Source organism: Spirillospora sp. NPDC049024 (assembly GCF_040649235.1).
In the GTDB taxonomy this organism is placed as follows: domain Bacteria; phylum Actinomycetota; class Actinomycetes; order Streptosporangiales; family Streptosporangiaceae; genus Spirillospora.
In genome coordinates, this window is the sequence record NZ_JBEZFD010000009.1 from 24,165 (window position 1) to 47,423 (window position 23,259).

Annotated in this window: 25 protein-coding genes; 8 read left to right on the top strand and 17 right to left on the bottom strand. The window is 76.4% G+C overall.

Annotated elements, in window-relative coordinates; translation table 11 throughout:
- Positions 1-16: 16 nt before the first annotated feature.
- Together AB0C21_RS18145 and AB0C21_RS18150 are read right to left on the bottom strand one after the other, a co-directional pair.
- A complete protein-coding gene (locus AB0C21_RS18145) occupies positions 17-457 on the bottom strand; it encodes a DoxX family protein (RefSeq protein WP_500205374.1) in 441 nt (146 codons plus the stop codon).
- Between the two features lie 114 nt (positions 458-571).
- Positions 572-1,453, bottom strand: a complete 882-nt coding sequence (locus AB0C21_RS18150) for a LysR family transcriptional regulator (protein ID WP_500205375.1) — start codon at positions 1,451-1,453, stop codon at positions 572-574.
- Between the two features lie 71 nt (positions 1,454-1,524).
- On the opposite strand from AB0C21_RS18150, the gene AB0C21_RS18155 reads away from it, so the two are divergent.
- The gene (locus AB0C21_RS18155) at positions 1,525-2,292 is read left to right on the top strand and encodes an SDR family NAD(P)-dependent oxidoreductase (RefSeq protein WP_500205377.1); all 768 of its coding nucleotides are present in this window, start codon (positions 1,525-1,527) and stop codon (positions 2,290-2,292) included.
- A 31-nt stretch (positions 2,293-2,323) separates the two neighbouring features.
- Here the strand turns inward: AB0C21_RS18155 and AB0C21_RS18160 are convergent, their stop codons facing one another.
- From AB0C21_RS18160 to AB0C21_RS18200, 9 genes are all read right to left on the bottom strand, one after another.
- Positions 2,324-2,959: a DUF6058 family natural product biosynthesis protein gene (locus AB0C21_RS18160; RefSeq protein ID WP_500205379.1), complete on the bottom strand. Its 636-nt coding sequence runs from the start codon at positions 2,957-2,959 to the stop codon at positions 2,324-2,326.
- Between the two features lie 58 nt (positions 2,960-3,017).
- Positions 3,018-4,427 carry a hypothetical protein gene (locus tag AB0C21_RS18165; RefSeq protein WP_500205380.1) on the bottom strand — a complete coding sequence of 470 codons (1,410 nt, stop codon included), beginning with the start codon at positions 4,425-4,427 and terminating at the stop codon, positions 3,018-3,020.
- Positions 4,424-4,909 carry a hypothetical protein gene (locus tag AB0C21_RS18170; RefSeq protein WP_500205382.1) on the bottom strand — a complete coding sequence of 162 codons (486 nt, stop codon included), beginning with the start codon at positions 4,907-4,909 and terminating at the stop codon, positions 4,424-4,426. The genes AB0C21_RS18165 and AB0C21_RS18170 overlap by 4 nt, the downstream gene beginning before the upstream one ends.
- The gene (locus tag AB0C21_RS18175; protein ID WP_500205384.1) at positions 4,906-6,051 is read right to left on the bottom strand and encodes a molybdopterin-dependent oxidoreductase; all 1,146 of its coding nucleotides are present in this window, start codon (positions 6,049-6,051) and stop codon (positions 4,906-4,908) included. The genes AB0C21_RS18170 and AB0C21_RS18175 overlap by 4 nt, the downstream gene beginning before the upstream one ends.
- Entirely contained in the window at positions 6,048-6,680 is a 633-nt protein-coding gene (locus AB0C21_RS18180) for a class I SAM-dependent methyltransferase (RefSeq protein ID WP_500205386.1), read from the bottom strand. The genes AB0C21_RS18175 and AB0C21_RS18180 overlap by 4 nt, the downstream gene beginning before the upstream one ends.
- The gene (locus tag AB0C21_RS18185; RefSeq protein WP_500205387.1) at positions 6,677-7,351 is read right to left on the bottom strand and encodes a TIGR04282 family arsenosugar biosynthesis glycosyltransferase; all 675 of its coding nucleotides are present in this window, start codon (positions 7,349-7,351) and stop codon (positions 6,677-6,679) included. Before AB0C21_RS18185 ends, AB0C21_RS18180 begins: the two co-directional genes overlap by 4 nt.
- The gene (locus AB0C21_RS18190) at positions 7,348-8,016 is read right to left on the bottom strand and encodes a glycosyltransferase family 2 protein (RefSeq protein ID WP_500205389.1); all 669 of its coding nucleotides are present in this window, start codon (positions 8,014-8,016) and stop codon (positions 7,348-7,350) included. Before AB0C21_RS18190 ends, AB0C21_RS18185 begins: the two co-directional genes overlap by 4 nt.
- Positions 8,017-8,053: 37 nt before the next feature.
- Positions 8,054-9,079, bottom strand: a complete 1,026-nt coding sequence (locus AB0C21_RS18195) for an NAD-dependent epimerase/dehydratase family protein (RefSeq protein ID WP_500205391.1) — start codon at positions 9,077-9,079, stop codon at positions 8,054-8,056.
- Positions 9,080-9,162: 83 nt separating this feature from the next.
- On the bottom strand, positions 9,163-10,221 hold the full coding sequence (locus tag AB0C21_RS18200) for an aminotransferase class V-fold PLP-dependent enzyme (protein WP_500205393.1): 1,059 nt from the start codon (positions 10,219-10,221) through the stop codon (positions 9,163-9,165).
- A gap of 84 nt (positions 10,222-10,305) precedes the next feature.
- Here AB0C21_RS18200 and AB0C21_RS18205 point away from each other — a divergent pair, with 84 nt between their 5' ends.
- Entirely contained in the window at positions 10,306-11,205 is a 900-nt protein-coding gene (locus AB0C21_RS18205; RefSeq protein WP_500205394.1) for a LysR family transcriptional regulator, read from the top strand.
- Here AB0C21_RS18205 and AB0C21_RS18210 read toward each other — a convergent pair.
- Positions 11,202-11,978 carry an IclR family transcriptional regulator gene (locus AB0C21_RS18210; protein WP_160160870.1) on the bottom strand — a complete coding sequence of 259 codons (777 nt, stop codon included), beginning with the start codon at positions 11,976-11,978 and terminating at the stop codon, positions 11,202-11,204. The two genes, AB0C21_RS18205 and AB0C21_RS18210, sit on opposite strands and share 4 nt — an antisense overlap.
- Positions 11,979-12,038: 60 nt before the next feature.
- Here AB0C21_RS18210 and AB0C21_RS18215 point away from each other — a divergent pair, with 60 nt between their 5' ends.
- The gene (locus AB0C21_RS18215; protein WP_500205395.1) at positions 12,039-13,415 is read left to right on the top strand and encodes a cytochrome P450; all 1,377 of its coding nucleotides are present in this window, start codon (positions 12,039-12,041) and stop codon (positions 13,413-13,415) included.
- On the opposite strand, the gene AB0C21_RS18220 is transcribed toward AB0C21_RS18215, so the two are convergent.
- Entirely contained in the window at positions 13,412-13,783 is a 372-nt protein-coding gene (locus AB0C21_RS18220; RefSeq protein WP_500205397.1) for a VOC family protein, read from the bottom strand. The genes AB0C21_RS18215 and AB0C21_RS18220 overlap by 4 nt on opposite strands.
- A gap of 123 nt (positions 13,784-13,906) precedes the next feature.
- Complete coding sequence (locus AB0C21_RS18225) at positions 13,907-14,860, bottom strand: helix-turn-helix transcriptional regulator (protein WP_500205399.1); 954 nt, start codon at positions 14,858-14,860, stop codon at positions 13,907-13,909.
- Between the two features lie 61 nt (positions 14,861-14,921).
- Here AB0C21_RS18225 and AB0C21_RS18230 point away from each other — a divergent pair, with 61 nt between their 5' ends.
- Positions 14,922-17,252: an ATP-binding cassette domain-containing protein gene (locus AB0C21_RS18230; RefSeq protein ID WP_500205401.1), complete on the top strand. Its 2,331-nt coding sequence runs from the start codon at positions 14,922-14,924 to the stop codon at positions 17,250-17,252.
- Here the strand turns inward: AB0C21_RS18230 and AB0C21_RS18235 are convergent.
- Positions 17,249-17,719, bottom strand: coding sequence for a PPOX class F420-dependent oxidoreductase (locus AB0C21_RS18235; RefSeq protein WP_500205403.1), 471 nt, complete (start codon positions 17,717-17,719; stop codon positions 17,249-17,251). The genes AB0C21_RS18230 and AB0C21_RS18235 overlap by 4 nt on opposite strands.
- Before the next feature lie 89 nt (positions 17,720-17,808).
- Between AB0C21_RS18235 and AB0C21_RS18240 the strand changes: the two genes are divergently transcribed.
- Positions 17,809-18,333, top strand: coding sequence for a pyridoxamine 5'-phosphate oxidase family protein (locus AB0C21_RS18240; protein WP_500205405.1), 525 nt, complete (start codon positions 17,809-17,811; stop codon positions 18,331-18,333).
- Positions 18,334-18,412: 79 nt separating this feature from the next.
- Here the strand turns inward: AB0C21_RS18240 and AB0C21_RS18245 are convergent, their stop codons facing one another.
- Together AB0C21_RS18245 and AB0C21_RS18250 are read right to left on the bottom strand one after the other, a co-directional pair.
- Positions 18,413-19,711, bottom strand: coding sequence for a hypothetical protein (locus AB0C21_RS18245; protein ID WP_500205407.1), 1,299 nt, complete (start codon positions 19,709-19,711; stop codon positions 18,413-18,415).
- Between the two features lie 5 nt (positions 19,712-19,716).
- The gene (locus AB0C21_RS18250; RefSeq protein ID WP_500205409.1) at positions 19,717-20,142 is read right to left on the bottom strand and encodes a cupredoxin domain-containing protein; all 426 of its coding nucleotides are present in this window, start codon (positions 20,140-20,142) and stop codon (positions 19,717-19,719) included.
- 141 nt (positions 20,143-20,283) lie between these two features.
- Between AB0C21_RS18250 and AB0C21_RS18255 the strand changes: the two genes are divergently transcribed.
- Genes AB0C21_RS18255 through AB0C21_RS18265 form a run of 3 tightly spaced genes read left to right on the top strand, consistent with a single transcriptional unit; the run spans position 20,284 to position 23,206 of the window.
- Positions 20,284-22,200 carry a hypothetical protein gene (locus tag AB0C21_RS18255; RefSeq protein ID WP_500205410.1) on the top strand — a complete coding sequence of 639 codons (1,917 nt, stop codon included), beginning with the start codon at positions 20,284-20,286 and terminating at the stop codon, positions 22,198-22,200.
- The gene (locus AB0C21_RS18260; RefSeq protein ID WP_500205412.1) at positions 22,197-22,403 is read left to right on the top strand and encodes a hypothetical protein; all 207 of its coding nucleotides are present in this window, start codon (positions 22,197-22,199) and stop codon (positions 22,401-22,403) included. The genes AB0C21_RS18255 and AB0C21_RS18260 overlap by 4 nt, the downstream gene beginning before the upstream one ends.
- Positions 22,404-22,414: 11 nt before the next feature.
- Positions 22,415-23,206, top strand: coding sequence for an SDR family NAD(P)-dependent oxidoreductase (locus tag AB0C21_RS18265; protein ID WP_500205414.1), 792 nt, complete (start codon positions 22,415-22,417; stop codon positions 23,204-23,206).
- The last annotated feature ends 53 nt before the right edge of the window (positions 23,207-23,259 follow it).

Below are 23,259 nucleotides of genomic sequence, written 5' to 3' on the forward strand. Positions count from 1 at the left end.
ACGGAGCGGTACAGCGTCAGCGCTTCAGCGAGCGCAGCACCTCGCGGGACTCGGCGCGGCGGTCCCAGGCGACGGCGGCGAACACGACCGCGAACCCGACGGGCAGCAGCGCCCACGCCGGCTCCAGCACCAGCAGCTGGGTGAGGGCGGCGCCGGCCATCAGGCCGATCAGCCCGGTCGCGGCGAGCCCGGCCAGCCGCGGGACCACCAGCCCGATCGCGCCGGCCGCCTCGACGGCCCCGGTCACGTACCGGAACCACTGGCCCCAGCCGATCTCGTCGAAGGTGGCGACGGCGTCGGCCTGCCCGGCGAACTTCGGCAGCGCCGAGGCGAAGAACAGGAACGCGGCGAGCAGGATCTGCGCGCCCCACAGCACCTTGCGCAGCGTGCGGCGCTCCCCGGCGGAGGCGGCGGTGACGCGGGCGGCGCGGGCGGCGGTGTGGGTCTGGGCGCTCATGGCGGTGGTCCTTCCGTGCGGGTGTCTCATCGGCCTTTCACTGACGCGTCGCACGGGCGGCCGCCGGATCGACATTCCGCCGAAGATCTCCTCAAATATTTTTTCGCGGCCGTATCAGTGCAGGTGAGAGGCGGTGAACGCGGCCGCGGCGGCGGTCGTGGCGCGCACGAACGCCGCCAGGGCCCGGGACCGGGACGCCTCGGACCAGGCGAGCACGAGCGTGGTCGGCGCGGCGTCGCGGACCGGCACCGCCGCCAGGTCGTCGCGCAGCAGCCCGCGCATCGACTCCGGCAGCACCGCGACCATCCGGCCGAGCGCGATGAGCTGCATCAGCTGCCCGCCGTCACCGATCACGGGCCCGTCGCCAGGACCCGCACCTGGACCCGCACCTGGACCCGCGCCGGGCGGACGCCGCGGCAGGACCTCGCCCTCCAGGTCGGCCATCGACACCTCGGCGCGGCCCGCCAGGCGGTGCCCCATGGGCACGACCACGACCTGTCGCTCCTGCATCAGCTCCTCGGTGGCCAGGCCCGTGACGTCCTGGCGCGGCGCGTACAGCAGGGCGGCGTCGGCGCGGCCGTCGCGCAGCGCGTCCGCCGCCCCGTACCCGAACAGCATCTCCACCGGCAGCGCCTCCGGCTCGCGCTCGTAGGCGGCCAGGATCCGGGGCAGCAGGCCGCCGCCGTCCCCGCCGGGCTTCATCGCCAGGACGAGCCGGGGCTCGTCGGCGCCGGCGCGCCGCGTCCGCCGGACCGCCGCGGCGACGGCCTCCAGCGCGGCGCCGCCCTCGGCCAGCAGGGTCTCCCCCGCCGGCGTGAGCGCCACGCGGCGGCTCGTGCGCTCCAGCAGCGGCACGCCCAGGCGCCGCTCCAGCCGGCCGATCGCCCGCGACAGCGGCGGCTGCGCGATGCCGAGCTTCTCGGCCGCCCGGCCGAAGTGCAGCTCCCGCGCCACCGCAAGGAAGTAGGTCAGCTCCCGCGTCTCCACCACATCCATACCCTCAGGGTATTGATCGCGGCGGGATCGGTGTTGGCCCCGGCGCCGCCGCCGGTGGTGGGCTTCGGGGCATGAGCACCACACCTGAGCACACCACAGAGACCGCCCTGGTGACCGGAGCCAACAAGGGCATCGGGTACGCCGTCGCCGAAGGGCTTGCCGCACGCGGCATGACCGTCCTGATCGGGTCCCGCGATCCGGAGCGGGGCGAGAAGGCGGCCGCGTCGCTGCGCGAGGCGGGGCACGACGCCCGCGCCGTCGTCCTCGACGTCACCGACCAGGCCACGGTCGAGGCGGCGGCCCGCGCGATCGCGGCGTCCCCCGGGCGCCTGGACGTGCTGGTCAACAACGCCGGCATCTCCGGCGGCGCGCTGCACTTCCCGGACGAGGCCGACCTGGAGGTCGTGCGCCGCGTGTTCGACACCAACCTGTTCGGGGTGATCAGGGTGACCAACGCGATGCTGCCGCTGCTGCGCCTGGCCCCCGCGGCGCGGATCGTGAACATCTCCAGCGGCACGTCCTCGATGGCCGCCATGACCGATCCGGACCACTACTTCTGGGACATGCCGGGCTCGGCCGCCTACCCGGCCTCCAAGGCGGCGCTGAACATGCTGACGATCCAGTACGCCAAGCGGCTGCGGGGCTCGCGGATCCTGGTCAACGCCGCCGCGCCCGGCGCGTGCGCGACCGACTTCACCGTCGAGTTCACCCGCGCGACCGGCCGGACGACCACGCGCACCGCCGCGCAGGGCGCCGCCGTCGCGATCAAACTCGCGACCCTGGACGGCGACGGCCCCACCGGCGGGTTCTTCGACGACGACGGCCCCGTCGCCTGGTGACGCCCGCGGCGGGCGCGCGGTCCATGGTGGATCAGGGGCCGGCGGGTCGGGCGCCGGCGGGGTGGGGTGCCGGGCGCGGGTAGCGGGCCCGCATGGCGTCGATGCACAGGTCCCGCGACACCGGGCCTCCGAACCGCAGCCGGTCGTAGGCGGTGAACGGCGGCTCCAGCGCGTCGAGCTCGTCGACCAGCGCGTGCAGGCGGCGCGTCCAGGCCGGTGTCCCGGCGTCCGGCTCTCCCGGCGCCGCCTCGATCGCGGCGACCAGGGAGTCCTTGTACTGGATGGTGCGGGGCGTCACCGAGCGCAGGCACACGTACTGGCCCGACAGGTAGGCGGACCACTCCTGCCCGGCGGTGGTCTCGTCGTTCCAGTGCGCGCGGAACCACCCCTCCAGCGCGTCGACGCCGCCCGCCTGGTCGGCCAGGTCGAACAGGTCCGCCGGCACCATCTCGGCCCCGTCGGAGCGCAGATAGCCGGGCAGCGGCAGCCGGCCCTCCAGCATCAGCCGCCGCACCTCGTCGGCGTCGCGGCCGGCGGCGCGGCACAGGCCCTCCAGGTCGGTGAACCACGCGGTGGCGTAGGCGTCGTCGGCGGCGGTCATCGGGTGGTCGCCGTTGACCTCCCGGAACCGGTCGGCCAGCCGCTCCTTCAATTCTGGGTCGCTCATGCGCGGACGCTAACGCGCCATCGCTTCGCCCCCCGCCGAACCATGGCCGCGCGGGGGCTCACCAGGGGGACAGCACCAGCGCCTGGAGGGCCAGCGCGGTCGCCGCCTGCGCCGCGAGCCGGCCCCTCGCCCCCGCGGAGGGGCGGTCCACGGCGGCGGCGACCGCGAACCAGGCGGCGAACGGCACCCAGATCCGCTCGACCTCGCCCCGGGTCACGCCCGACAGGTCCAGGACGAGCACGCCGAGCAGCGCCGCGCCCGCCAGCGCCGCCACCGCCGCCGCGGGCGGGACCGTCCGGGCCGGCGCGTCCCGCCTCAGCACCTGCCGCCAGGGCACGCCCCGCAGCAGCACGGCCAGGGTGCGCGGCAGCGCGTGCGCCACCGCCGGACCGGTCAGCAGGCCCAGCACCGCCAGGTTGGCCGGCAGGAAGTAGGCGTAGGAGCGCTGCGCCGACCCGCGGCTGACCAGGTAGGTGTCCAGGGTGGCGCGGACGCCGTCGGGCCACCAGAACCCCAGCAGCGTGAACGCGGCCGGGGCCACCGCCAGCCCCGCGCCGGCGGCCGCGAGCACCCGCGCCCGGGGACGGAGCAGCAGCACGACCGCGAGCGGCACCGCGAACAGCGGCAGCAGCCCGTAGCTCAGATAGGGCAGGCACCCGAGCAGCAGCCCGCCCCCCGCGGCCGCGGCGAGGGCCCGCGTCCCCGGCCCCCGCGCGGCGAGCGCGAGCAGGGCCGTCCCCCACGCCGCGACCGCGAGGAAGAACGCGTCCATCGCGGTGGCGACCCACACCGCCAGCGGCGCCAGCACCAGGAAGGGCACCGCGGCCCGCGCCGCCCGCTCCCCCGCCGCGCACCGCACCGTGACCGCGATCGCCGCGACCGACGACGTCCCCGCCGCGATGACGAGCGCCGCCGCCCACCCGGTGCCGCCGAGGCCGGCCTTCTCCAGCGCCCACAGGACGAGCATCGGCAGCGGCGGATGCCCCCGCACGTGCGTGGTGTAGCCGCCGAGCCGCTCGGTGAAGGTCCGCAGCCACTCCAGCGGGTCGGGGCGCAGCTGCGCCAGGCCCGCCGGGTACTCGGTCGGCGCCTCCAGCGGCCCGGCGAGCGCGCCCCACCCGTCGGAGGCGGCCAGCGCCACCGTCCAGGCGGCGGCCGACGCCCACGCGACCGGCGGCAGCGCCCGCCACGGCAGCCGGGCCGCCAGCGCGGGCAGCGCCGCCACGGCCAGGGCCGCCAGCGCCGCCGCCGGCAGCAGCCGCCAAGGCGGCGGCCATCCCCGCGCCCGCGCGTGCAGCGGCGGCAGCGCGTCCTCGGTGGAAAGGCCCGCGCGGCGCAGGTACCAGCCCACGGCGAAGGCCGCCGCGATCCCGGCCGCCCACACCGCGACGGCGACCCGTCCGGACCGGCCGCGCCCCTTCGGCGGCCCGGCCGCCTCCACCCGGCCGTGCGCGTCGGTGAGCGTCATCGCCCCGGCTCCTTCCGCGAGGGCTTCGGAGCGCGCGTCGCCCCGCCGTGTCTTCCGTGTCTCCCGTCTCCGGCCGTGCGGTGCCCGGTGACCGCGCGGACCACGAGGGCGCAGATCGCCGCGGCGGCGATGGCGCCCAGCACGATCGCCAGGTTGCGGCCGTAGGGCAGCGGCAGCCGGGACGGCTCGTCGGCGCGGCGCCCGTAGGCCAGCACGACGGGGATCGCGACGGCGGTCACGCAGGCGCCGACGACGAGCGCGGCGCGCACGATGCGCCGGTGCCCGGCCGGCACCAGGCCGGTGAGCGCGCCCGCGGCCAGCACCGCCGGGACCAGGACGGCGTCGTGCAGGACCGCCGCCCCCGCGAACCACTTCGCCCACCGGGTCACGGGGACATCGGTCACGATGCCGCGCAGCCCGTAGGCGATGAGGGCCAGCCCCACCGCGTACGCGGCCGCCTTCGACGCGGTCCGCGCGTTCACGAGACCACCAGCCGGTGGATCCACTTGGTCTGCATGACCCCGGGCCGGTTCGGGGCGATGAGGCGGCAGGGGTGGCCGTGGTCGAGGGCGAGGGGCGCGCCGTTCATGCCGAGGGCCAGCAGCGTCAGCGGGTCGTGCCAGTGCGGCGGAGCGACCAGGGAGGTGCGGTAGAGGCCCTGCCGCTGCAGCGACTCGACCAGCACCTGCGCGTCGTCGGCGACGCCGGCCAGGCGCAGCACGTCCCGCAGCCGCACGCCGTGCCAGGACGCCTCCACGCTCCAGCCCTCCACGCAGGAGATCGGCAGCCGCGCGGTGTGCTGCGGCAGCGCGCGCAGGTCGGCCAGGGACAGGGTGACCTCCCGCGCGACGCGGCCGGTGACGGTGAGCCGCCAGCGGGGGTCGCGGGCCTGGGCGGTGACGCCGGTCGCGGCGGCCGACTTGTTGACCGGGACGTCCTGCGGCCCGGTGCCGGGGCGGCGGGGCGCCAGCACCGCCAGCGGCGCCAGCGGCGTGACGGCCTCCCCCACCGTCGTGAGCGCGACGACGCCGCTCGCGCCGGCGACGGTGAGCAGGAAGCCGCGCCGCCCGACGCCGTCCTGCGGGCGGGTCATCACGGTGCGGCGGGCCTTGGCCCACTGGTCGGCGATGTGGACGACCAGCGCGCCGACCAGGATGTAGGCCGTCCAGTAGTGCGCGGTGGTGAAGTAGAACCGGAACGCGTACCAGTAGGCGACGTTCATCACCCCGGTGACGAACTGGAACAGCGCCGCGCCGACCAGGACGAACACCAGCAGCCGCTGCGCGCCGTGCACGACCGAGCGCACGGGCGGCCACTGCCACAGCCGCGGGTAGACCGTCCACAGCTTGGCCAGCAGGAGCGGGACGGTCGCCATCCCGCCGATGACGTGCACGCCCTGGGTGACCCGGTACAGGTTCACCGGCCGCGACGGCCACCGCATCCACCCTGCGGGCTGCTGCATGAAGTGGCTGACCAGCCCGGTCCCGAAGCAGACCAGGACGGCGGCGCCCAGGGCGATGCCGAGCCAGGAGGCGACCCGCTCGTCGTGCAGGCGGCTGGTGAACCGCCCCGGGACCGCGCGCAGCGCGGCGGCCGGGGCGCTCCTGCCGAGCGCGGTCCTCATGAGCGCGCGTCCCCGGAGCGCAGCGCGACGAACCACCGGTCGGCCTCCTCCCAGAACTCCGTCACGGTCGCGGCGCACGCGGCGGCCAGCCCGGTGACGGCGTCGGCGGACACGTGCGCCCAGGTGAACCACTCGCCGACCGACCGGTCCGAGCGCAGCCGCAGCGGCTCGGTGCGGGAGGCCGAGCCGGGCGGCCCGACCTCCGCCAGCACCTGCCCGCCGGGCGCCAGCAGCGCCAGCACGCGGCGCAGCAGCGCGGCGGGGTCGCCGCCGATGCCGATGTTGCCGTCGGCGAGCAGCACGGTGCGCCAGCGTCCGGTGCCCGGGACGCGGCCGAACACGTCCCGGCACAGGGCCGGGCCGCCCGCCGCGACCGTGAGCGCGACCGCGTAGGGGGCCAGGTCGATGCCCAGGACCGGCAGGCCGCGGCGGGCGAGCGCCACCGTCAGCCGGCCCGGCCCCGAGCCGACGTCCAGGGTGGCGCCGTCGCAGCGGTCCAGGATGCCGCCGTCGCCGGGCCGCACGGCCAGCCAGTCGTGCACGGGCAGCGGGCGGCGGCGCCCGTCGGCGTGCTCGATCTCCACGGGGGCGCGGCCCTGCAGCGCCTCCTCGTACAGTTCGCCGATCATGCCGGGACGGTCCGGTGGCCGAGGGCCCGCACGGCGGCGGCGAACCGGCTCCCCGGCGCGGCCGCGGCGACGGCCTCGGCGTCGGCGGGGGTGTCGACGTCGGTCAGCTCCGGCAGCGCCGCGATCCGCAGCCCGGCGGCGCGCAGCCGCGCGAGCTGGACCGCCCCGGTGTCGGGGCGCGACATCGGGACGCCGCGCAGCAGCGCCGCGCTGGGGCGCCGCAGCCCGAGCAGCCAGAACCCGCCGTCTCGGGCGGGCCCGAACACCGCGTCGCGGCGGCCGAGCCCGCGGCGTGCGCGGTCGAGCAGCGCGGGGGTGACCTGCGGGGTGTCCATGCCGATCAGCACCATCGGGCGGCCGGCGTAGGCGTCGTCGAAGGCGTGGGCGAGGCGCTCGTCCAGGCCGCCGCCGCGCTGGGCGATGACGGTGAAGCCGTCCGGCAGCCACGGCCCGGGGTCGCCGGCGAGCGCGAGGATCCGGCGGGCGGCCGGTGCGGCGGCGACGGCGGCGAGGGTGTCGCGCAGGGACGCCTCGGCGAGCGCGGCGGCCTCGGCGGGCGTGTAGGCGGGGGTCAGGCGGGTCTTGACCCGGCCGGGGACGGGCTCCTTGGCGATGACGACGACATCGGCGGAGCCGGGCTCGGGGCCGTCGGCCGCCGGCGTGCCGGTCATCGGGCGACCTCCGCCAGGACGCGCCGCATGTCGCGGACGGCGCGGGCCGTCCCGCCGAGCGTCCCGGTCACCTTCGAGGAGCCGGTGCGGGGGCGGTAGGCGACGTCGGTCTCCTCGATCCGCCACCCGGCGCCGGCGGCGCGCAGCACCATCTCCAGGGGGTAGCCGAAGCGGCGGTCCCGCAGGCCGAGGTCGAGCAGGCCGTCGCGGCGGGCGGCGCGCATCGGCCCGAGGTCGCGCAGCCGGGTCCCGGCGCGCCGGTTCAGCGAGCGGGCCAGCACGGCGTTGCCGAGGCGGGCGTGCGGCGGCCAGGCGCCCGGCCCGGTCGGGCGCCGCCGCCCCAGCACCAGCGCGCGGTGCCCGGCGGCCTCCAGGTCGTGGAGCCGCGCGACCAGGCGGGGCAGTTCGGCGGGGTCGAGCGAGGCGTCGGCGTCCATCACGCACACGACCTCGGTTTCGGCGGCGCGCAGCCCGGCGTGGCAGGCGGCGCCGAAGCCGCGCTGCGGCGCCGGGACGACGCGGGCGCCGTGGGCGGCGGCCACGCTCGCGGAGTCGTCGGTGGAGGCGTTGTCGACCACCAGGGCCCGGAAGCCCTCGGGCATCCGGGTCAGCACCCAGGGCAACGCCTCGGCCTCGTCGAGGCACGGGAGAACCACATCGATCACAGCTCAGACGCTACTTTCGGTGACGGGGGAACGACCCTTACGAACTGGTGACGGGCGGCCGGGCGAACTCGGCCATGCCCTCGGCGAACGTCACCGCCGGGGAGAACCCCAGCTCGCGGCGGGCGCGGTCGGGCCGGGCGACGATGTGGCGGACGTCCCCGAGCCGGTAGCCGCCGGTGACGCGGGGCTCGGGGCCGCCGAACGCGCCGGACAGCGCGGCGGCCATGTCGCCGATGGTGCGGGGCTCGCCGCTGGCGATGTTGTAGGCGCGCAGCCCGCCGGGTTCGGGCGGCGCGGTGGCGACCCGCTCCAGCGCAAGCACGTTGGCGCGGGCGACGTCGCGGACGTGGACGAAGTCGCGGCGCTGCGCCCCGTCCTCGAACACCAGCGGCTCGCGCCCCTCCATCAGCCGCGACCGGAAGATCGCCGCGACGCCGGCGTAGGGGGTGTCGCGCGGCATCCGCGGCCCGTACACGTTGTGGTACCGCAGCGCGGCGACGGACCCGCCGGTGGAGCGCGCCCACGACGCGGCGAGGTGCTCCTGGGCGAGCTTGGTGTCGGCGTAGACGTTGCGGGGGCCGGGCGGGGTCTCCTCGCCGACGGCGCCGGGGGCGAGCGGGTGCCCGCACGCCGGGCACGGGGGCTCGAACCGCCCGGCGCGCAGCGCGTCCTCGGGGCGGGGACGGGGGCGGACGAGGCCGTGGGCGGCGCAGGTGTAGGCGCCCTCCCCGTAGACGACCATCGAGGAGGCCAGCACCAGGACGCCGACGCCGGCGCGGGCCATCTCGGCCAGCAGCACGGCGGTGCCCTGCACGTTGACGGAGGTGTAGTCGGGCAGGTCGGACACGTCCACGCCGAGGCCGACCTTGGCGGCCTGGTGGCAGACGGCGTCGACGCCCTCCAGCCGCCGCGCGACGGCCGCGGCGTCGCGGACGTCGGCGGCGGGGCCGCCGAGCCCGTCGGGGCGCAGGTCGAGGCCGCGGACGCGGTGGCCCGCGGCGGTCAGGGCCTCGGCGATGTGCGAGCCGATGAATCCGGCCGACCCGGTGAGCAGTACGTTCATGCGCTCGAACGTAGGGCGCGCGGCCCGGCCGGGACCGCGTGGAAGGGCCGGTCAAGGCACCTTGTTCGAACCTTGTAAGAACTTCACCCGGCGGCGCGGACGAGCGGGGCGAGCAGCCCGACGGCCTTGTCGACGTCGGCCTCGGTGGTGCTGAGGTGGAAGGCGCAGCGCAGCCGCCCGGCGCGGACGGCGGCGACCACCCCGTTGCGCTGCAGCAGGTCGGCGGTGCCGTCCGGGACGGGCACCGACACGATCGCCGAGTCGCCCGGCGGGAGGCCGAGCCCGGCGGCGAAGCGGCGCGCCAGCGCGACGTCGTGGTCGTGGATCGCGGGGACGCCGACCCGCTCCAGCAGTTCCAGGGCGGGGGCGTGCCCCGCCCAGCACTGCCACGCCGGGGACAGGTCCAGGCGGCGGGCGCCGCCGGCCAGGCGCAGCGGCAGCCCGTAGATGGAGTCCCAGATGTCGGCGCCGGCGTACCAGCCGGCGCCGATGGCGGGCAGGGCGTCCAGGGCCTCGCGGGTGCCGGTGAGGAAGCAGGTCCCGCGCGGGCCGAGCAGCCACTTGTAGCCGCCGGCGACCAGCCAGTCGACGCGGCCGGCGGGCAGCGGCAGCCATCCGGCGGCCTGGGTGGCGTCCAGCAGGACGCGGGCGCCGTGCGCGCGGGCGGCGTCGACGACGGCGTCCATGGGGGCGATGCGGCCGTCGGCGGACTGCACCGCCGACACCGCGACCAGGCCGGTGCCCGCGCCGACCTCCTCGGCGACGCGCTCCAGCGGGACGGACCGGACGCGCAGGTCCGCGCGGGCGGCGAAGGGGAACAGCAGCGAGGTGAAGTCGCCGTCGGCGACCAGCACCTCGGCTCCGGCGGGCAGCGACGCGGCGACCAGCCCGGTGAAGTAGGAGACCTGCGGACCGCACGCGACCCGTTCGGCGGGGACGCCGATCAGCCGCGCGAACGCCTCCCGGGACCTGGTCACCGCCTCGTCCAGCGCGCCGGGGGACAGCAGCCCGGCGGCCCGGTCGCGTTCGGCCGCGAGCATCGCCTCGTGCGCGGCGCGCGGCGGCAGCCCGTAGGTGGCGGTGTTGAGGAAGGCGACGCCGGCGACGAACTCGCGCTGCGCGTCCCGCAGGGAAAGGCTCATGCCCCGATCGTGGGGCACCGCCCTGCCATAGCACAAAGTACGGTTTTCTTGGCGACCCATCAGTTCCGTTGATACCTTGCGGCGATGCTCGACCTGCACCGGGGCCGGATCCTGCGCGAGGTGGCCCGGCTCGGCTCGATGACCGCCGCCGCCCGGTCCCTCTCCTACACCCAGCCCGCGGTGTCGCACCACATCGCCCGGCTGGAGGCCGAGGTCGGCACCCCGCTGGTGGTCCGGCACGGCCGCGGCGTGCGGCTGACCGAGGCGGGCCGGATCCTGGTGGAGCACGTCGAGGACGTCCTGGCCCGCATGGACGACGCCGAAGAGCAGATCGCCGCGATCGCGGGGCTGCGCGCCGGGCGGGTGCGGGTGGCGGTGTTCCCGACCGCGGCGGGCGGGCTGCTGCCCGACGCCCTGGCGCGGCTGCGCGCCCGCGCGCCGGGGGTGTCGGTCACGCTGGTGGACGCCGAGCCGCCCGAGGCGATGGCGCTGCTGCGCGCCGGGGACACCGACATCGCGGTGGTGTTCCGGCACGCGTCCGCGCCGCCCGACACCGACGCGCGGTTCCGGGAGGTCGTGCTGTGCGACGACCCGCTGTGGCTGCTGGTCCCGGCCGCGCATCCGCTGGCGTCGGCGGAGCGGCCGCGGCTGGAGGACCTGGCCGGGGAGACGTGGGCGTCGGGCTGCGCGCGGTGCCGCGACCACCTGCGGTGGGCGTGCCGCAAGGCCGGGTTCACCCCCGACATCGCGTTCTCCACCGAGGACCATGTCGCGATCCAGCGGCTGGTCGCGCGGGGCCTGGCCGTGACGACGCTGCCGGCGCTGGCGCTCGGCCTGCACACCGAGCCGGGCGTCGCGGTCCCCGACGTGCGCGGCGTCGGCGGCCGCCGCATCAGCGCGGTCGTCCCGGCGGGCCCGCGGCCGCCGGCGGTCGCGGCGCTGCTGGACGAGCTCGCCGCCGCCCCCGCCGGCGCGGACGGCTAGGACAGGTGGCGGTGCAGGTCGGTGAGGCGGCCCGCGGCGGCCAGTACGGCCTCGGCCAGCACGGGCAGCCGGTCGTCGCCGAACCGCACCGACGGGCCCTGCAGCGCGACGGCCGCGAACACGCGCCCGCCGCCGTCGCGGACCGGCGCGGCCACGGCGCGGACGCCGGCGAGGCGCTCCTCGTCGTTGACGGAGTAGCCGCGCTCGCGGACGCCCTCCAGGTCGGCCTCCAGATCGGCGCGGGTGGTGAGGGTCGCCGGGGTGTGGCGGGCGAACGGCTCGTCCATCGCGACCGGGTCGTCGTCGAAGGCCAGCAGCGCCTTGCCCATCGCGCACGCGTGGACGGGGTTGCGGTCGCCGGGCGGCTGGTCGTAGCGCAGGGGGTGCACCGACGGCAGGTGCAGCAGCACCGCGACCTCGTCGCCGGCCCGCACGCCGAGGCTGACCGCCTCGCCCGTCCCGTCGCGCAGCGCGGTCAGCTCGGGCTGCAGCAGCGTCGCGCCCATCCGCTCCAGCGCCAGGCGGCCGAGGATGGCGGTGGTGGGGCCGAGGAAGTACCGCTCGGTCGCGGGGTCCTGCGCGAGCATCCCGGTGTCGTGCAGGGCCCGCACGATGCGGTGCGCGGTGCTGACCGATAGGCCGAGGTGGTGCGCGACCTCGGTGGGGGTCTGCCGTTCGGCGTCCTCGAAGGAGCGGAGCACCGCCACGCAGCGGTCCACCGTCTGGGTGCCCGGCTTCGGTCGGCGGGGCCCTTCCGCGCGGTCGTCCGTCACGCGTCCCATCCTCCCACCGGGCCCGGCCCGCGCCTCGCCGGGGCGTGCGATAGTGGGCGCGTGGCACCCGAGATCCCGGTACGCGCGCCCCGTCCCCGCAAGGCCCGCACGGCGGGCGGAAGGGCCCGGGGGCCCTCGCCGTCGCTGACGGTCCGGCACGGGATCGGGTTCACGCTGAACCCGTGCGCGAGCCTGCTGCGCCTGCACGCCGCGGCGGGCCCGGTCGCGGTCGTCGGGACGCGCCGGATGCCGTTCGTGCACCTGTTCGGCCCCGACGCCAACACGTTCGTGTTCGCCAACTCGGGCCTGTTCCGCTGGCGGGAGGCGTTCGACCTGCTGGTCCCGGTGAACGGGGAGACCGCGCTGATCGTCAGCGACGGCGCCGACCACCGGCGGCGGCGCCGGCTCGTCCAGCCGGCGTTCCACCACCGGCGCGTCGCCGGGTACGTGGCGCGGATGGCGGCCAACACCGACGCGGCGCTGGAGTCGTGGCGCCCCGGCCGGACCCTGGACGCCTACGCCGAGCTGCGCGCGGTGATCCGCCGCAGCACCGTCGAGGTGCTGTTCGGCGACCGGCTCGCCGCCGACAGCGAGGTGATCGGGCGGCGCCTGCAGGTCGCGCTCGCGGCCGTGGACCGCAACTTCGTGCTGCAGATGGTGCTGCGGTCGGTCCCCAACCCCTACATGCGGCGCGTCGCGGCGTCCCGGGCGCTGGTGGCCCGGCGGGTGGACGAGGAGATCGAGCGGCGGCTGCGCGAGGACGGCGAGCACGACGACGTGCTGGGCATGCTGCTGGCCTCGCGCGACGAGGACGGCGCGGGCCTGACCCGCCAGGAGCTCCAGGACCAGGTCATCAGCCTCATCTCGGCCGGCTACGACACCACCAGCGCCGCGATGGCGTGGGCGGTGTACGCGCTGCTGGCCCATCCGGAGGCCGAGGAGCGGGCGCGGCGGGAGGTGGCCGAGGTGGTCGGCGACCGGCCGGTCGAGGCCGCCGACCTGCCCGCGCTCGAGTACCTGGACGGGGTGGTGAACGAGACGCTGCGGCTGTTCCCGCCCGCCGTGCTCAGCGCCCGCGTCCCGGTCGAGGACTTCACCTACGGCGGGCACCGGGTCCCGGCGGGCGCGATGGTGTTCTACTCCCCGTTCGTCACCCACCGGATGCCGGAGGTGTGGCCGCAGGCGGGGCGGTTCCGGCCCGAGCGGTGGGACCGCTCGTCGGCGCTGTACCGCCCCACCACGCCCGCGACGTACCTGCCGTTCGGCGGCGGCCCGCACCGCTGCATCGGCTCGACGCTGGCGACGGTGGAGATCAAGACGATGCTGGCGTGCCTGCTGCGCCGCACCCGGCTGTCCCTGGTCTCCACCGCCGCCACGCCGACGAGCGTGACCGCGATGCGTCCGCGCGGCGGCCTGCCGGTGCGGGTGCTCGGCTAGTTCTGGCGGAGGCAGACGCAGAACGGGTGCCCGGCGGGGTCGGTGAGGACGCGCCAGCGGTCCCCTCCGGGCTGGAAGTCGGGCCTGCCGCCGCCGAGGCCGGTGACGGTCTCCTCGGCCTTGTCCAGGTCGTCGACGTAGAAGTCGAGGTGGAACTGCTGGGGCCGTTCTCCTTCGGGCCAGGTCGGCGCCTGGTGCCCGGCGACGCCCTGGAAGTAGACGTCCAGGCCGTTGGGCAGCTTGACGGCGGAGGCCTCGGGGGTGTCGTAGGTGACCTCGCCTCCGGTCACCGCCGCGTAGAACGCGGCGAGCGCCGGCGGCTCCGGGCAGTCGAGGGTGACGGCGGCGAATTCCGCGATACCGGGCATCTATCGGCTCCTTCGTGATCGGTGTGCCTTCAGGCTTCCAGGGGAAGCTGACACCTTCTGTCAGGTACCGCGAACGCGTCGGGATCGGTCTCGCACCACCGTTCGCCGGGGCCGTGCGTTGCGTCAGCGGGCGGCGCGGGCCAGGCGGTCGGCCATGGCCGCGACGCGGTCGCGGAGCTCGGCGGGCTCGCGGATCTCGAAGGCGATGTCGAGGTAGGCGATGCGCAGCGCCGTCCACTCCAGGGAGTCGGCGGAGGTGCGCAGCACGCAGGTCCGGTCGTCGACCGGCTCGACCTCGGTGCCGGTGACGCGGAACCGGTCGGCCAGTTCCTGCGCGGACGCGTGCACGAGCAGCACCGCCCGCGTCGCCGGCTGCGACCCGGCCAGGAAGCGGGTGACGAACTCGGCGGTGTCGGCCGCGGGCAGTTCGCGCGGCGGGCACCGGACGCCGGTCGGCAGCGGGGCGGACACGCGGTCGACGCGGAAGACCCGCCAGTCGTCGCGGCCGGCGTCGAACGCGACCAGGTACCAGCGCCGCCCCGCCGACACCAGGCCGTGCGGCTCGGCCAGGCGCCGGGTCTCCTCACCGGCGTGGTCGCGGTAGGCGAAGCGGACGCGCTCGTGGTCGCGGCACGCGGCGGCCAGCACCGCCAGGGTCTCGGGGTCGGCGACCGGCCCGGCGGGCGGCGCGCCCAGCGTGGTGGTGGCGGCGTGCAGGGCCGTGACGCGGCGACGCAGCCGCGCGGGCAGCACCTGTTCGAGCTTGGCCATGGCGCGCACCGACGCCTCGGCGATGCCCTCGACCGCTCCCCCGGTGGCGGCGCGCAGCCCGACCGCGATCGCGACGGCCTCCTCGTCGTCCAGCAGCAGCGGCGGCATCGCGGCGCCGGCCTCCAGCACGTAGCCGCCGGCCGCGCCGAGCGTGGCGTGCACGGGGTAGCCGAGGCCGCGCAGCCGGTCGATGTCGCGGCGGACGGTCCGGGGGCTGACGCTCAGGCGCGCGCACAGCTCCGGCCCGCTCCATTCCCGGCGGGTTTGCAGCAGGGACAGCAGCCGCAGCAGACGTTCGGAGGACATGCCCCCAGTATGCGGAGAACGCGGCCAGTTTCTGACCTCTTTGGCGCCTAGCTTGGCGGCCATGAGAGGGGACCACATCGTCATCACCGGCGCCAGGAACAACAATCTCAAGGACGTCTCGCTGCGGATCCCGAAGGACCGGCTCGTGGTGTTCACGGGGGTGTCGGGGTCGGGCAAGTCGTCGGTGGTGTTCGGGACGGTCGCGGCGGAGTCGCAGCGGCAGCTGAACGAGACGCTCAGCTGGTTCGCCCGCGACCGGATGCCCCGCCACGAGCGGCCCGACGCCGACGTCATCGACCATCTCACCCCCGCGGTCGTGGTCGACCAGCGGCCGATCGGCGGCAACGCCCGCTCCACGGTCGGCACGATCACCGACATCTCCCCCGTCCTGCGGGTCCTGTTCTCCCGGCACGGGACGCCGAGCGCCGGGGAAGCCGCGGCCTACTCCTTCAACGACCCGCGCGGCATGTGCCCCGAATGCGACGGACTCGGGCACGTCGCGCGGGTCGACCTGGACCGCTTCCTGGACACCGACCGGTCGCTCAACGAGGGCGCGGTCCACTTCCCGCCGTTCGGCGTCGGGACGTTCGTGTGGCAGTTGTACGCCGAGTCGGGGCTGTTCGACCCGGACAAGCCGCTGCGGGACTTCACCCCGCGGGAGTGGGACCTGCTCCTGCACGGCAAGGGGTTCCGGGTGCCGCGCCTGAACCGGACCGGGTCCATGGGGCACAACGCCTACGAGGGCATGCTCGAGCGGTTCCACCGCCTCTACATCAAGCGGGACCTCGGGTCGCTGCCGCCCAAGGTGCGGGACGCGGCCCGCCGCGTCGTGCGCGAGGACACCTGCCCGGCCTGCGGCGGGGCGCGGCTCAACGCGGCGGCGCTGGCATCGCGCATCGGCGGCCGCACCATCGCCGACCTGTCCCGCATGGAGATCGGCGACCTGGTCGCGGCGCTCGGCGAGATCACCGACCCGGTCGCAGCGCGGGTCGCCGGGGAGGCGGTCACGCGGCTGCGGCGGCTGGAGGACATCGGCCTGTCCTACCTCACCCTGGACCGCCCGACGCGCACGCTGTCGGGCGGTGAGGCGCAGCGACTCAAGGTCGTCCGGCACCTTGGGTCCAGCCTCACCGGGATGACCTACATCTTCGACGAGCCCAGCGGGGGCCTGCACCCCCGCGACGTCGACCGGCTGAACGCGCTGCTGCTGCGGCTGCGCGACAAGGGCAACACGGTGCTGGTGGTCGAGCACGACCCGGCGGTGATCGGGGTCGCCGACCACGTGGTCGACATGGGGCCCGGCGCGGGCGTGCACGGCGGCGAGATCGTCTTCACCGGGACGGTCGAGGGGCTGCGCGCCGCCGCGACGCCCACCGGGCGGGCGCTGCGCCGCGCGGCGACGGTCAAGACCGAGTTCCGGGAGCCGACCGGGTGGCTGGCGGTGGCCGGCGCCCGCGCCAACAACCTCAAGGACCTGACGGTGCGGTTCCCCACGGGCGTGCTCACGGCGGTGACCGGCGTGGCGGGGTCGGGCAAGAGCACCCTGGTCATGGACGAGTTCGCCGCCCGGCACCCCGACGCGGTGGTGGTGGACCAGTCGGCCATCGCGGCGTCCCGCCGCTCCAGCCCCGCGACCTTCGTCGGCGTGATGGACCCGCTGCGGCGGCTGTTCGCGCGGGTGAGCGGCGCGCCCGCGGCCCTGTTCAGCCACAACTCCGAGGGCGCGTGCCCGGAGTGCGACGGCAACGGCGTCATCGTCACCGACCTGGCGTTCATGGACCCGGTCACCACCACGTGCGAGGCGTGCGGGGGCGGCCGGTACCGCCCGGAGGTCCTCGCCCACACCGTGCGCGGCCGGACGATCGCGGACGTCCTGGCGATGACCGCCGAGGAGGCCCTGGCCTTGTTCACCGGGCCCGCCGCCCCGCCCCCCGGCGGCGGGGACCCGGCCGAGACGGCCGAACGGGCGATCGCCGAGCGGCTGCGGGCCCTCAACGACGTCGGGCTCGGCTACATGACGCTCGGGCGGCCGCTCGGCTCGCTGTCGGGCGGCGAGCGCCAGCGCATCAAGCTGGCGACCCGGCTGCACCGCGCCGGCACCGTCTACGTGCTGGACGAGCCGACGACGGGCCTGCACATGTCCGACGTCGGGGCGCTGCTGGCGCTGCTGGACCGGCTGGTGGACGGCGGCGGCACCGTCATCGTCGTCGAGCACGACCGGCAGGTGGTCGAGCATGCGGACTGGGTGGTCGACCTCGGTCCCGGCGGCGGCCGGCACGGCGGCGAGGTCGTGTTCGCCGGCACCCCCGCCGAGCTGCTGGAGGCGCCGGCGTCGGTCACGGCCGAGTTCCTGCGCCGCGGCCTGCCCGAGCGGGCCGCGGCCGGCCGCTAGTCGCCGGCGGCGAGGCGGGCGGGGAACCCGCCGGTCGCGATCGGGCCCCACCGCTCGATGGTGACGCGGATGAGGGACTTGTCCTGGCGGCGCATCGCCTCCCGGTACTCGTCCCAGTCGGGGTGCTCCCCGGCGATGCAGCGGTAGTAGTCGACGAGCGCGTCGGCGGCCTCGGGCATGTCGATGACCTCGGCGGTGCCGTCGACCTGCACGTAGGGGCCGTTGAAGTCGTCGGACAGCACGCACACCGACACGCGCGGGTCGCGGCGGGCGTTGCGGGCCTTGGCCCGCTCGGGGTAGGTGGAGACGACGATCCGGCCCTCGCCGTCGACCCCGCACGTCACGGGCGACATCTGGGGCCGCCCGTCGGAGCGGGCGGTGGACAGCAGCGCGTGGTGCCGGGGGCGCAGGAACTCCAGCAGTTCGGGACGGTCGACGCGGTTCGCGGTGGCGATCGAAGGAGCCATGCCCGCCACTCTAGGAACCGGGCGCCGATGAGTTCGCCGCCGCCGCGCGGTCTACCCCTGCGAAGGCTGTTTCGTGAAGGAGGGCGGAGATGAGCGACCGCGACCCCGTCGAGGCGCGCGACCTCGACATCTACGGCGCCGGTGAACTGGCGTGGGACGGCGTCCGCGACGCGCTGAAGGCGGCGCTGCCGAAGCCGGAGACGCCGGTGTTCCTCGGCACGGTCCGCCCGGACGGGCGCCCGCACTCGGCGGGCGTCGGCGCGCTGTGGCACGACGGCGACCTGTACGTCGTCAGCGGTCCGGGCACGCGCAAGTCCCGGAACCTGGCGGCGAACCCGGCGTGCACGGTCTCGGTCCGCACCGCGGTCGGGGACGTGGTGCTGGAGGGCGAGGCCGAGCGCGTCACCGACCCGCCGGTGCTGGAGGCCGTCGCGGCCGGGTACCGGGAGGGCGGATGGCCCGCGCAGGTGGACGGCGAGGCGTTCACCGCGCCGTACAGCGCGCAGAGCGCGGGCCGGCCGCCGTGGTACCTCTACCGGATCGTCTTCCACACGGTGTTCACGGTGGGCACGGTGGAGCCGTTCGGCGCGATGCGGTGGAGGTTCGCGCGCTGACCCGGCGTGCGCCCGGCGGCCCGCGCGTGCGTCGCCTCCGGTCTCCGGCGGCGCAGGGCGTCAGCCGGCCACCGGGGCCTCAGCCGCTCAGCAGGGCGAACAGGCCGGCGCAGGTGAGCGCGACCATGACGGCCGCGATGGGCGACTGCCCGCGCACGGCCCGGCCGGGCCCGCGCAGGGCGAGGTCGTGCGCGGCGATGGTGCCGGCGATGTGGCCGAGGACGATGGCGTTGACCTGGACCTGCGCGATGAGGGTGGGCCCGGCGAGGTCGTAGTCGACGCGGTTGCCCGTGGAGCCGAGCAGGTCCAGCCCCGTCCCGAACGGGTCGCTGGCGAGGATGGCGGTGGTCTGGCCTTCGAGCACGAAGAACGAGAAGTAGTGCGCGACGGTGTAGCCGAGGGCGATCGGCAGGAGGGTCGCGGCGAACCGCGCGGGCATGGTCCGGGCGTCCTGGCCGGTCAGCCGTGCGCTGAGCCGCAGCGCCGCGGCGTACAGGAGCGCGACGGCGCCGACGGCGGCGGTGAGGCCGAGGGTTCCGGCGGGGACGCTGGAGGGGTCGACGTTGTCGCGCCAGTAGGTGGTGCGGGTGACGCCGTCGAACCCGGTCGAGCCGATCAGCACGCAGGCGGTGGCGGTGAGGCCGGGTTCGGGGCCGCCCCTCATGAGGCCGGTGAGGGGGGTGCGCAGGACCAGGGCGCCGTCGCCGCGCCGCCCGATCGGGCACATGCGGGCCAGGAGGCTGGAGTAGGCCTCGAACCCGTCCCCGCGAGTGAACCAGTCGCGGCCGAACCACCAGGCCAGGGCCAGGTTGCAGGCGGCGTAGGCGAGGATCAGGGCGCCGACGAGGCGCGGGTCGGAGCGGTGCGGGGCGACCAGTTCCAGCCAGACGAACCCGGTGAGCCATGCTGCGGCGGGCCAGAAACCGACCCGCTCGGGCAGGGCGCGGCGTCCTGACGGCGGGGTGCGGGTGGCGCGGCAGAGGGCGGCGTGCAGGGTCCGCAGCGGGTTCACGCGCCGCCACACGGGACCGAGCAGGACGCTGGCGGGGACGAGGCCCACCCAGAACGTCACGAACAGCGCCCACGGGGCCAGGTTGCGGGTGTCGGACGCGGGTCCGGCGAACGCGACGGCGACGACCAGGGCGGTCGCGGCCAGCGCGAGGGCGCGTCCGGCCGCGGTGAGGACGGGCGCGGCCGGCAGGCGGGCGAGCGCGGGCGGCAGGAGGCGTCCGGCGTCCGGATGGAGCCGGGGCCGCTTCCACGCGGCGGTGAGGGCGAGGAAGGAGGCCGCGACGGCCAGGCCGCCGCCGGCGATGGCGGCGACGGCGTCCAGGGGCAGGTCGGTGCGGCCGCCGAGCCCGTGGGCGAGCACGTGCACGGGGGTCACCCGACCTGGAGTTCGAGGACGCGGGCGCCGGAGTGGTGCAGTTCGGCCTCGAACACGCCCGGGGTGTCGGCGGTGAACCGCAGGACGGCGGGCCGTCCGGGGGCGATCTCCACCTCGCGGTCGTAGCCGTGCAGGTGGAAGGCGTCGGCGGTGTCGCCGGTGACGGTGATCTCGACGGCGGCGCCGCGCGGGACCTTCACGCGGCGCCGCGCGGTGTGCGCCTTCCCGCCGGTCACGGTCACGGCGATCCGGACGGCGGACGGCCCCGACGCGGCCGGAGCGGGCGCACCTGAAGGGGCGGAGGACCGGGCACCGGGCGGGGCCTCGGGCGCGGGCTCGCCGCACCCTGCCGCCACCGTCAGAACCGCCGTCAGCGCCGCCGTGACCGCCGCGATCGCTCCCGTTCGTGCCCGCCGCCGCATGTCTCCCCTTCCGTCCCGGTGTTGCACACCACAGATTGTGACACTAGACAATGACACATTATGAAGTGACATACTCCGGGCGAGGGGGCGCCCCGGTCGGTAGCGGGTCGTCCCGGTTCCTGCGTCGAGGGAGCAGTGGTGGTGGAGCACGTGACGGGCATGGGTGCGCGGTTCGGCGGCGCGGGCGGTGCCGCGGCGCGGCTGGCCGCCGAGGCGCCGGCGAAGCCGGCGGGCGGGGCGGCGCTGGACCAGATCCTCATCGCCTCCGGCGCCGCGACCGCCCTGACGGCGGCGCTGCTGGTGCTCGGATGGGGGCACCGCAGCGGCCGCATCACGGTCCTGGCGCGCGCGGCGGACCTGGCGGCGCGCGGCCCGGGCCGCGGCACCCCCGGCTGGGCGGCGCTGCCGATCCCGGTCGCGATGGTGTCGCTGATGGTCGCGCTCCTCGGAATGTACTGGGACATCTCCCTGCACATCTCGCACGGCCGGGACGAGGGGCCGCTGGCCAACATCGCCCACTACCCCATCCTGATCGGGCTGTTCGGCATCTTCACCGCCGGCGTGCTGGCCGTCGTGCTGCCCAAGGGCGAGCGCCCGGGCGCGGCGTCGGTGCGGATCACCCGCGACTGGTACGCCCCGGCGGGCGGGGTGCTGCTGGCCGGCGCCGGCTTCTACGCGCTGCTCGGGTTCCCCCTCGACGACGTATGGCACCGCATCTTCGGGCAGGACGTGACGCTGTGGGGGCCGACGCACCTGATGCTGATCGGCGGGGCGGGGCTGTCGCTGGTGGCGATGATGGTGCTGGAGCGGGAGGGCCGCCGGGCCTGCGGGGACGCCGGGCAGCCGCCCGGATGGCTGCGGTACGTGCGGCGCTGCATGCACGCGGGCGGGCTGCTGATCGGGCTGTCGGTGTTCCAGGCCGAGTACGACTTCGGGGTGCCGCAGTTCCGGCTCGTCCACCAGCCGCTGCTGATCGCGCTGGCGGCGGGCTGCGCGCTGGTGGCGGCGCGGCTGTGGGCGGGCCGCGGCGGCGCGGTGTTCGCCGTGGTGTTCTACATGCTGGTGCGCGGCGGGGTGTCGGTCCTGGTCGGCGGGGTGATCGGGGAGCTGTGGGCGGCGGTGCCGCTGTACTTGGCCGAGGCGGTGTGCGTGGAGGTCGCGGCGCTGGTGCTGGCGCGGCGGCCGCTGGCGCTGGGCGCGGTGTCGGGCGTGCTGATCGGCACGGCCGGGTTCGGCGCCGAGTACGCCTACGGGCAGGTCGCGTTCCGGCTGCCGTGGACGCCCGACATCGTCGCCGAGGGCATGGCGATGGCCGTGGCCGGCGGCGTCGCGGGCGGGGTGTGCGGGGCGCTGCTGGCCGAGGGGCTGCAAGGGCGGATGCCGCGCCCGGCGGTGGCGCGGGGGGTGTTCGCGGCGGCGATCGTGGCGGTCGCGGCGGCGGTCGCCAACGGCCTGGTGTTCACGGTCCCGCAGGGCCGCACCGCCACGGTCACCCTCACCGGCGTCCGCGGCGACGCCGCGCACCGCACCGCCGAGGCCCGGGTGGAGTTCTCCCCCGCCGACGCTGTCGACGGCCCGGCGTGGGTGACGGTGACGGGCTGGCAGGGGCAGGGCCTGCACGTCGACCGCCTGGTGAAGGTGCGCGAGGGCGTCTACCGGACCAGCGGGCCGATGCCGCTGCACGGCGAGTGGAAGACGCTGATCCGCGTGCACGACGGACGGACGCTGGCGGGCGTCCCGGTCTACCTGCCCGACGACCCGGCGATCGGGGCGAAGGAGCTGGCGGCCCCGCCGCGCTTCACCCGGGACCTGCAGGGCGAGCGGTCGATCCTGCAGCGGGAGCTGAAGACCGACGTGCCGGCCTGGCTGTGGGCGGTGTGCTCGGCGGTGGTGCTGCTGTGCACGCTGGCGCTGGTGCTGTCGCTGGGCTGGGGCGTGGCGCGGATCGCGCGGCGGCTGCCGGACCGTCCGGGACCCGCCGCGCCCGGCCGGGACGGTGCGCGTGCGGAGGTGCGCGCCGAGGCGCGCACGGAGGCGGGGCCGGAGGCGGGCGCGTGACGGTCGCGGCGGGGGCGCTGGCGTCCCATCCGATCATCACGGCGGTGCCGTTCTTCGTGCCGACGTTCGTGGTGGTCGCGGTGATCGTGTTCGTGGTGTGGCGGGACCGCCGCCGCGGCGACGACCCGCCGGGCGAGGCGCCCGGCCCGCCCGCCGACCGGACGGACGGACCGCCGCGGGACGGCGGGACCGGCGCCCCGTAGACTCTGCGATCATGAGCGACCGCCCGTCCCCCGCCCCGTACCTGTCGCAGCTGTTCTCGCTGGAGGGCAGGGTCGCGGTGGTGACGGGCGGCAGTTCGGGCATCGGCCGGGCGATCGCCGAGGCGCTCGCGCGGGCCGGCGCGTCGGTGGTGCTCGTGGCGCGGCGGGAGGCGGAGCTGGCGGCGACCGTCCGCGATCTGGAGGGGCACGGCTGCCGGGCCGCGTCGGTGAGCGCCGACCTGGGGTCGCGGGACGCGGTCGCCGCGGCGGCCGAGGCGGCGGTGGAGCCGTTCGGCGAGCCCGACATCCTGGTCAACGCGGCGGGGGTGAACCTGCGGCCGCCGATGGACGAGCTCGGCGCCGACGTGTGGGACACCACGATGGCGGTGAACCTGGACGCGCCGTTCCTGCTCGGGCAGCGGTTCGGGCCGGGGATGGCCGAGCGCGGCTTCGGGCGGCTGATCCACATCGCCTCGCAGCAGGCGTTCCGGGCGTCGGTGACCAGCGGCGCCTACGGGGTGTCGAAGGCGGGGCTGGTGGCGCTGGCCCGGTCGCAGGCCGAGGCGTGGTCCAGCCGCGGCGTCACCGCCAACACCCTGGTGCCGGGGTTCGTGATGACGCCGCTCAACGCGCGCCTGTCGTCGGACCCGGTGAAGGTGAAGGCGCTCGCCGACCGGACGATGGTGGGCCGCAACGGCCTGGCGGAGGACTTCGCGGGCGCCGCGGTGTTCCTGGCCTCGCCGTCGGCCGCCTACGTGACGGGGCAGTCGGTCTTCGTGGACGGCGGTTTCTCCGCCCACTAGGGGGCACGGGGCCACGGCAACTTAGCGGATCAGTTCGATTACTCCTTGTGGTC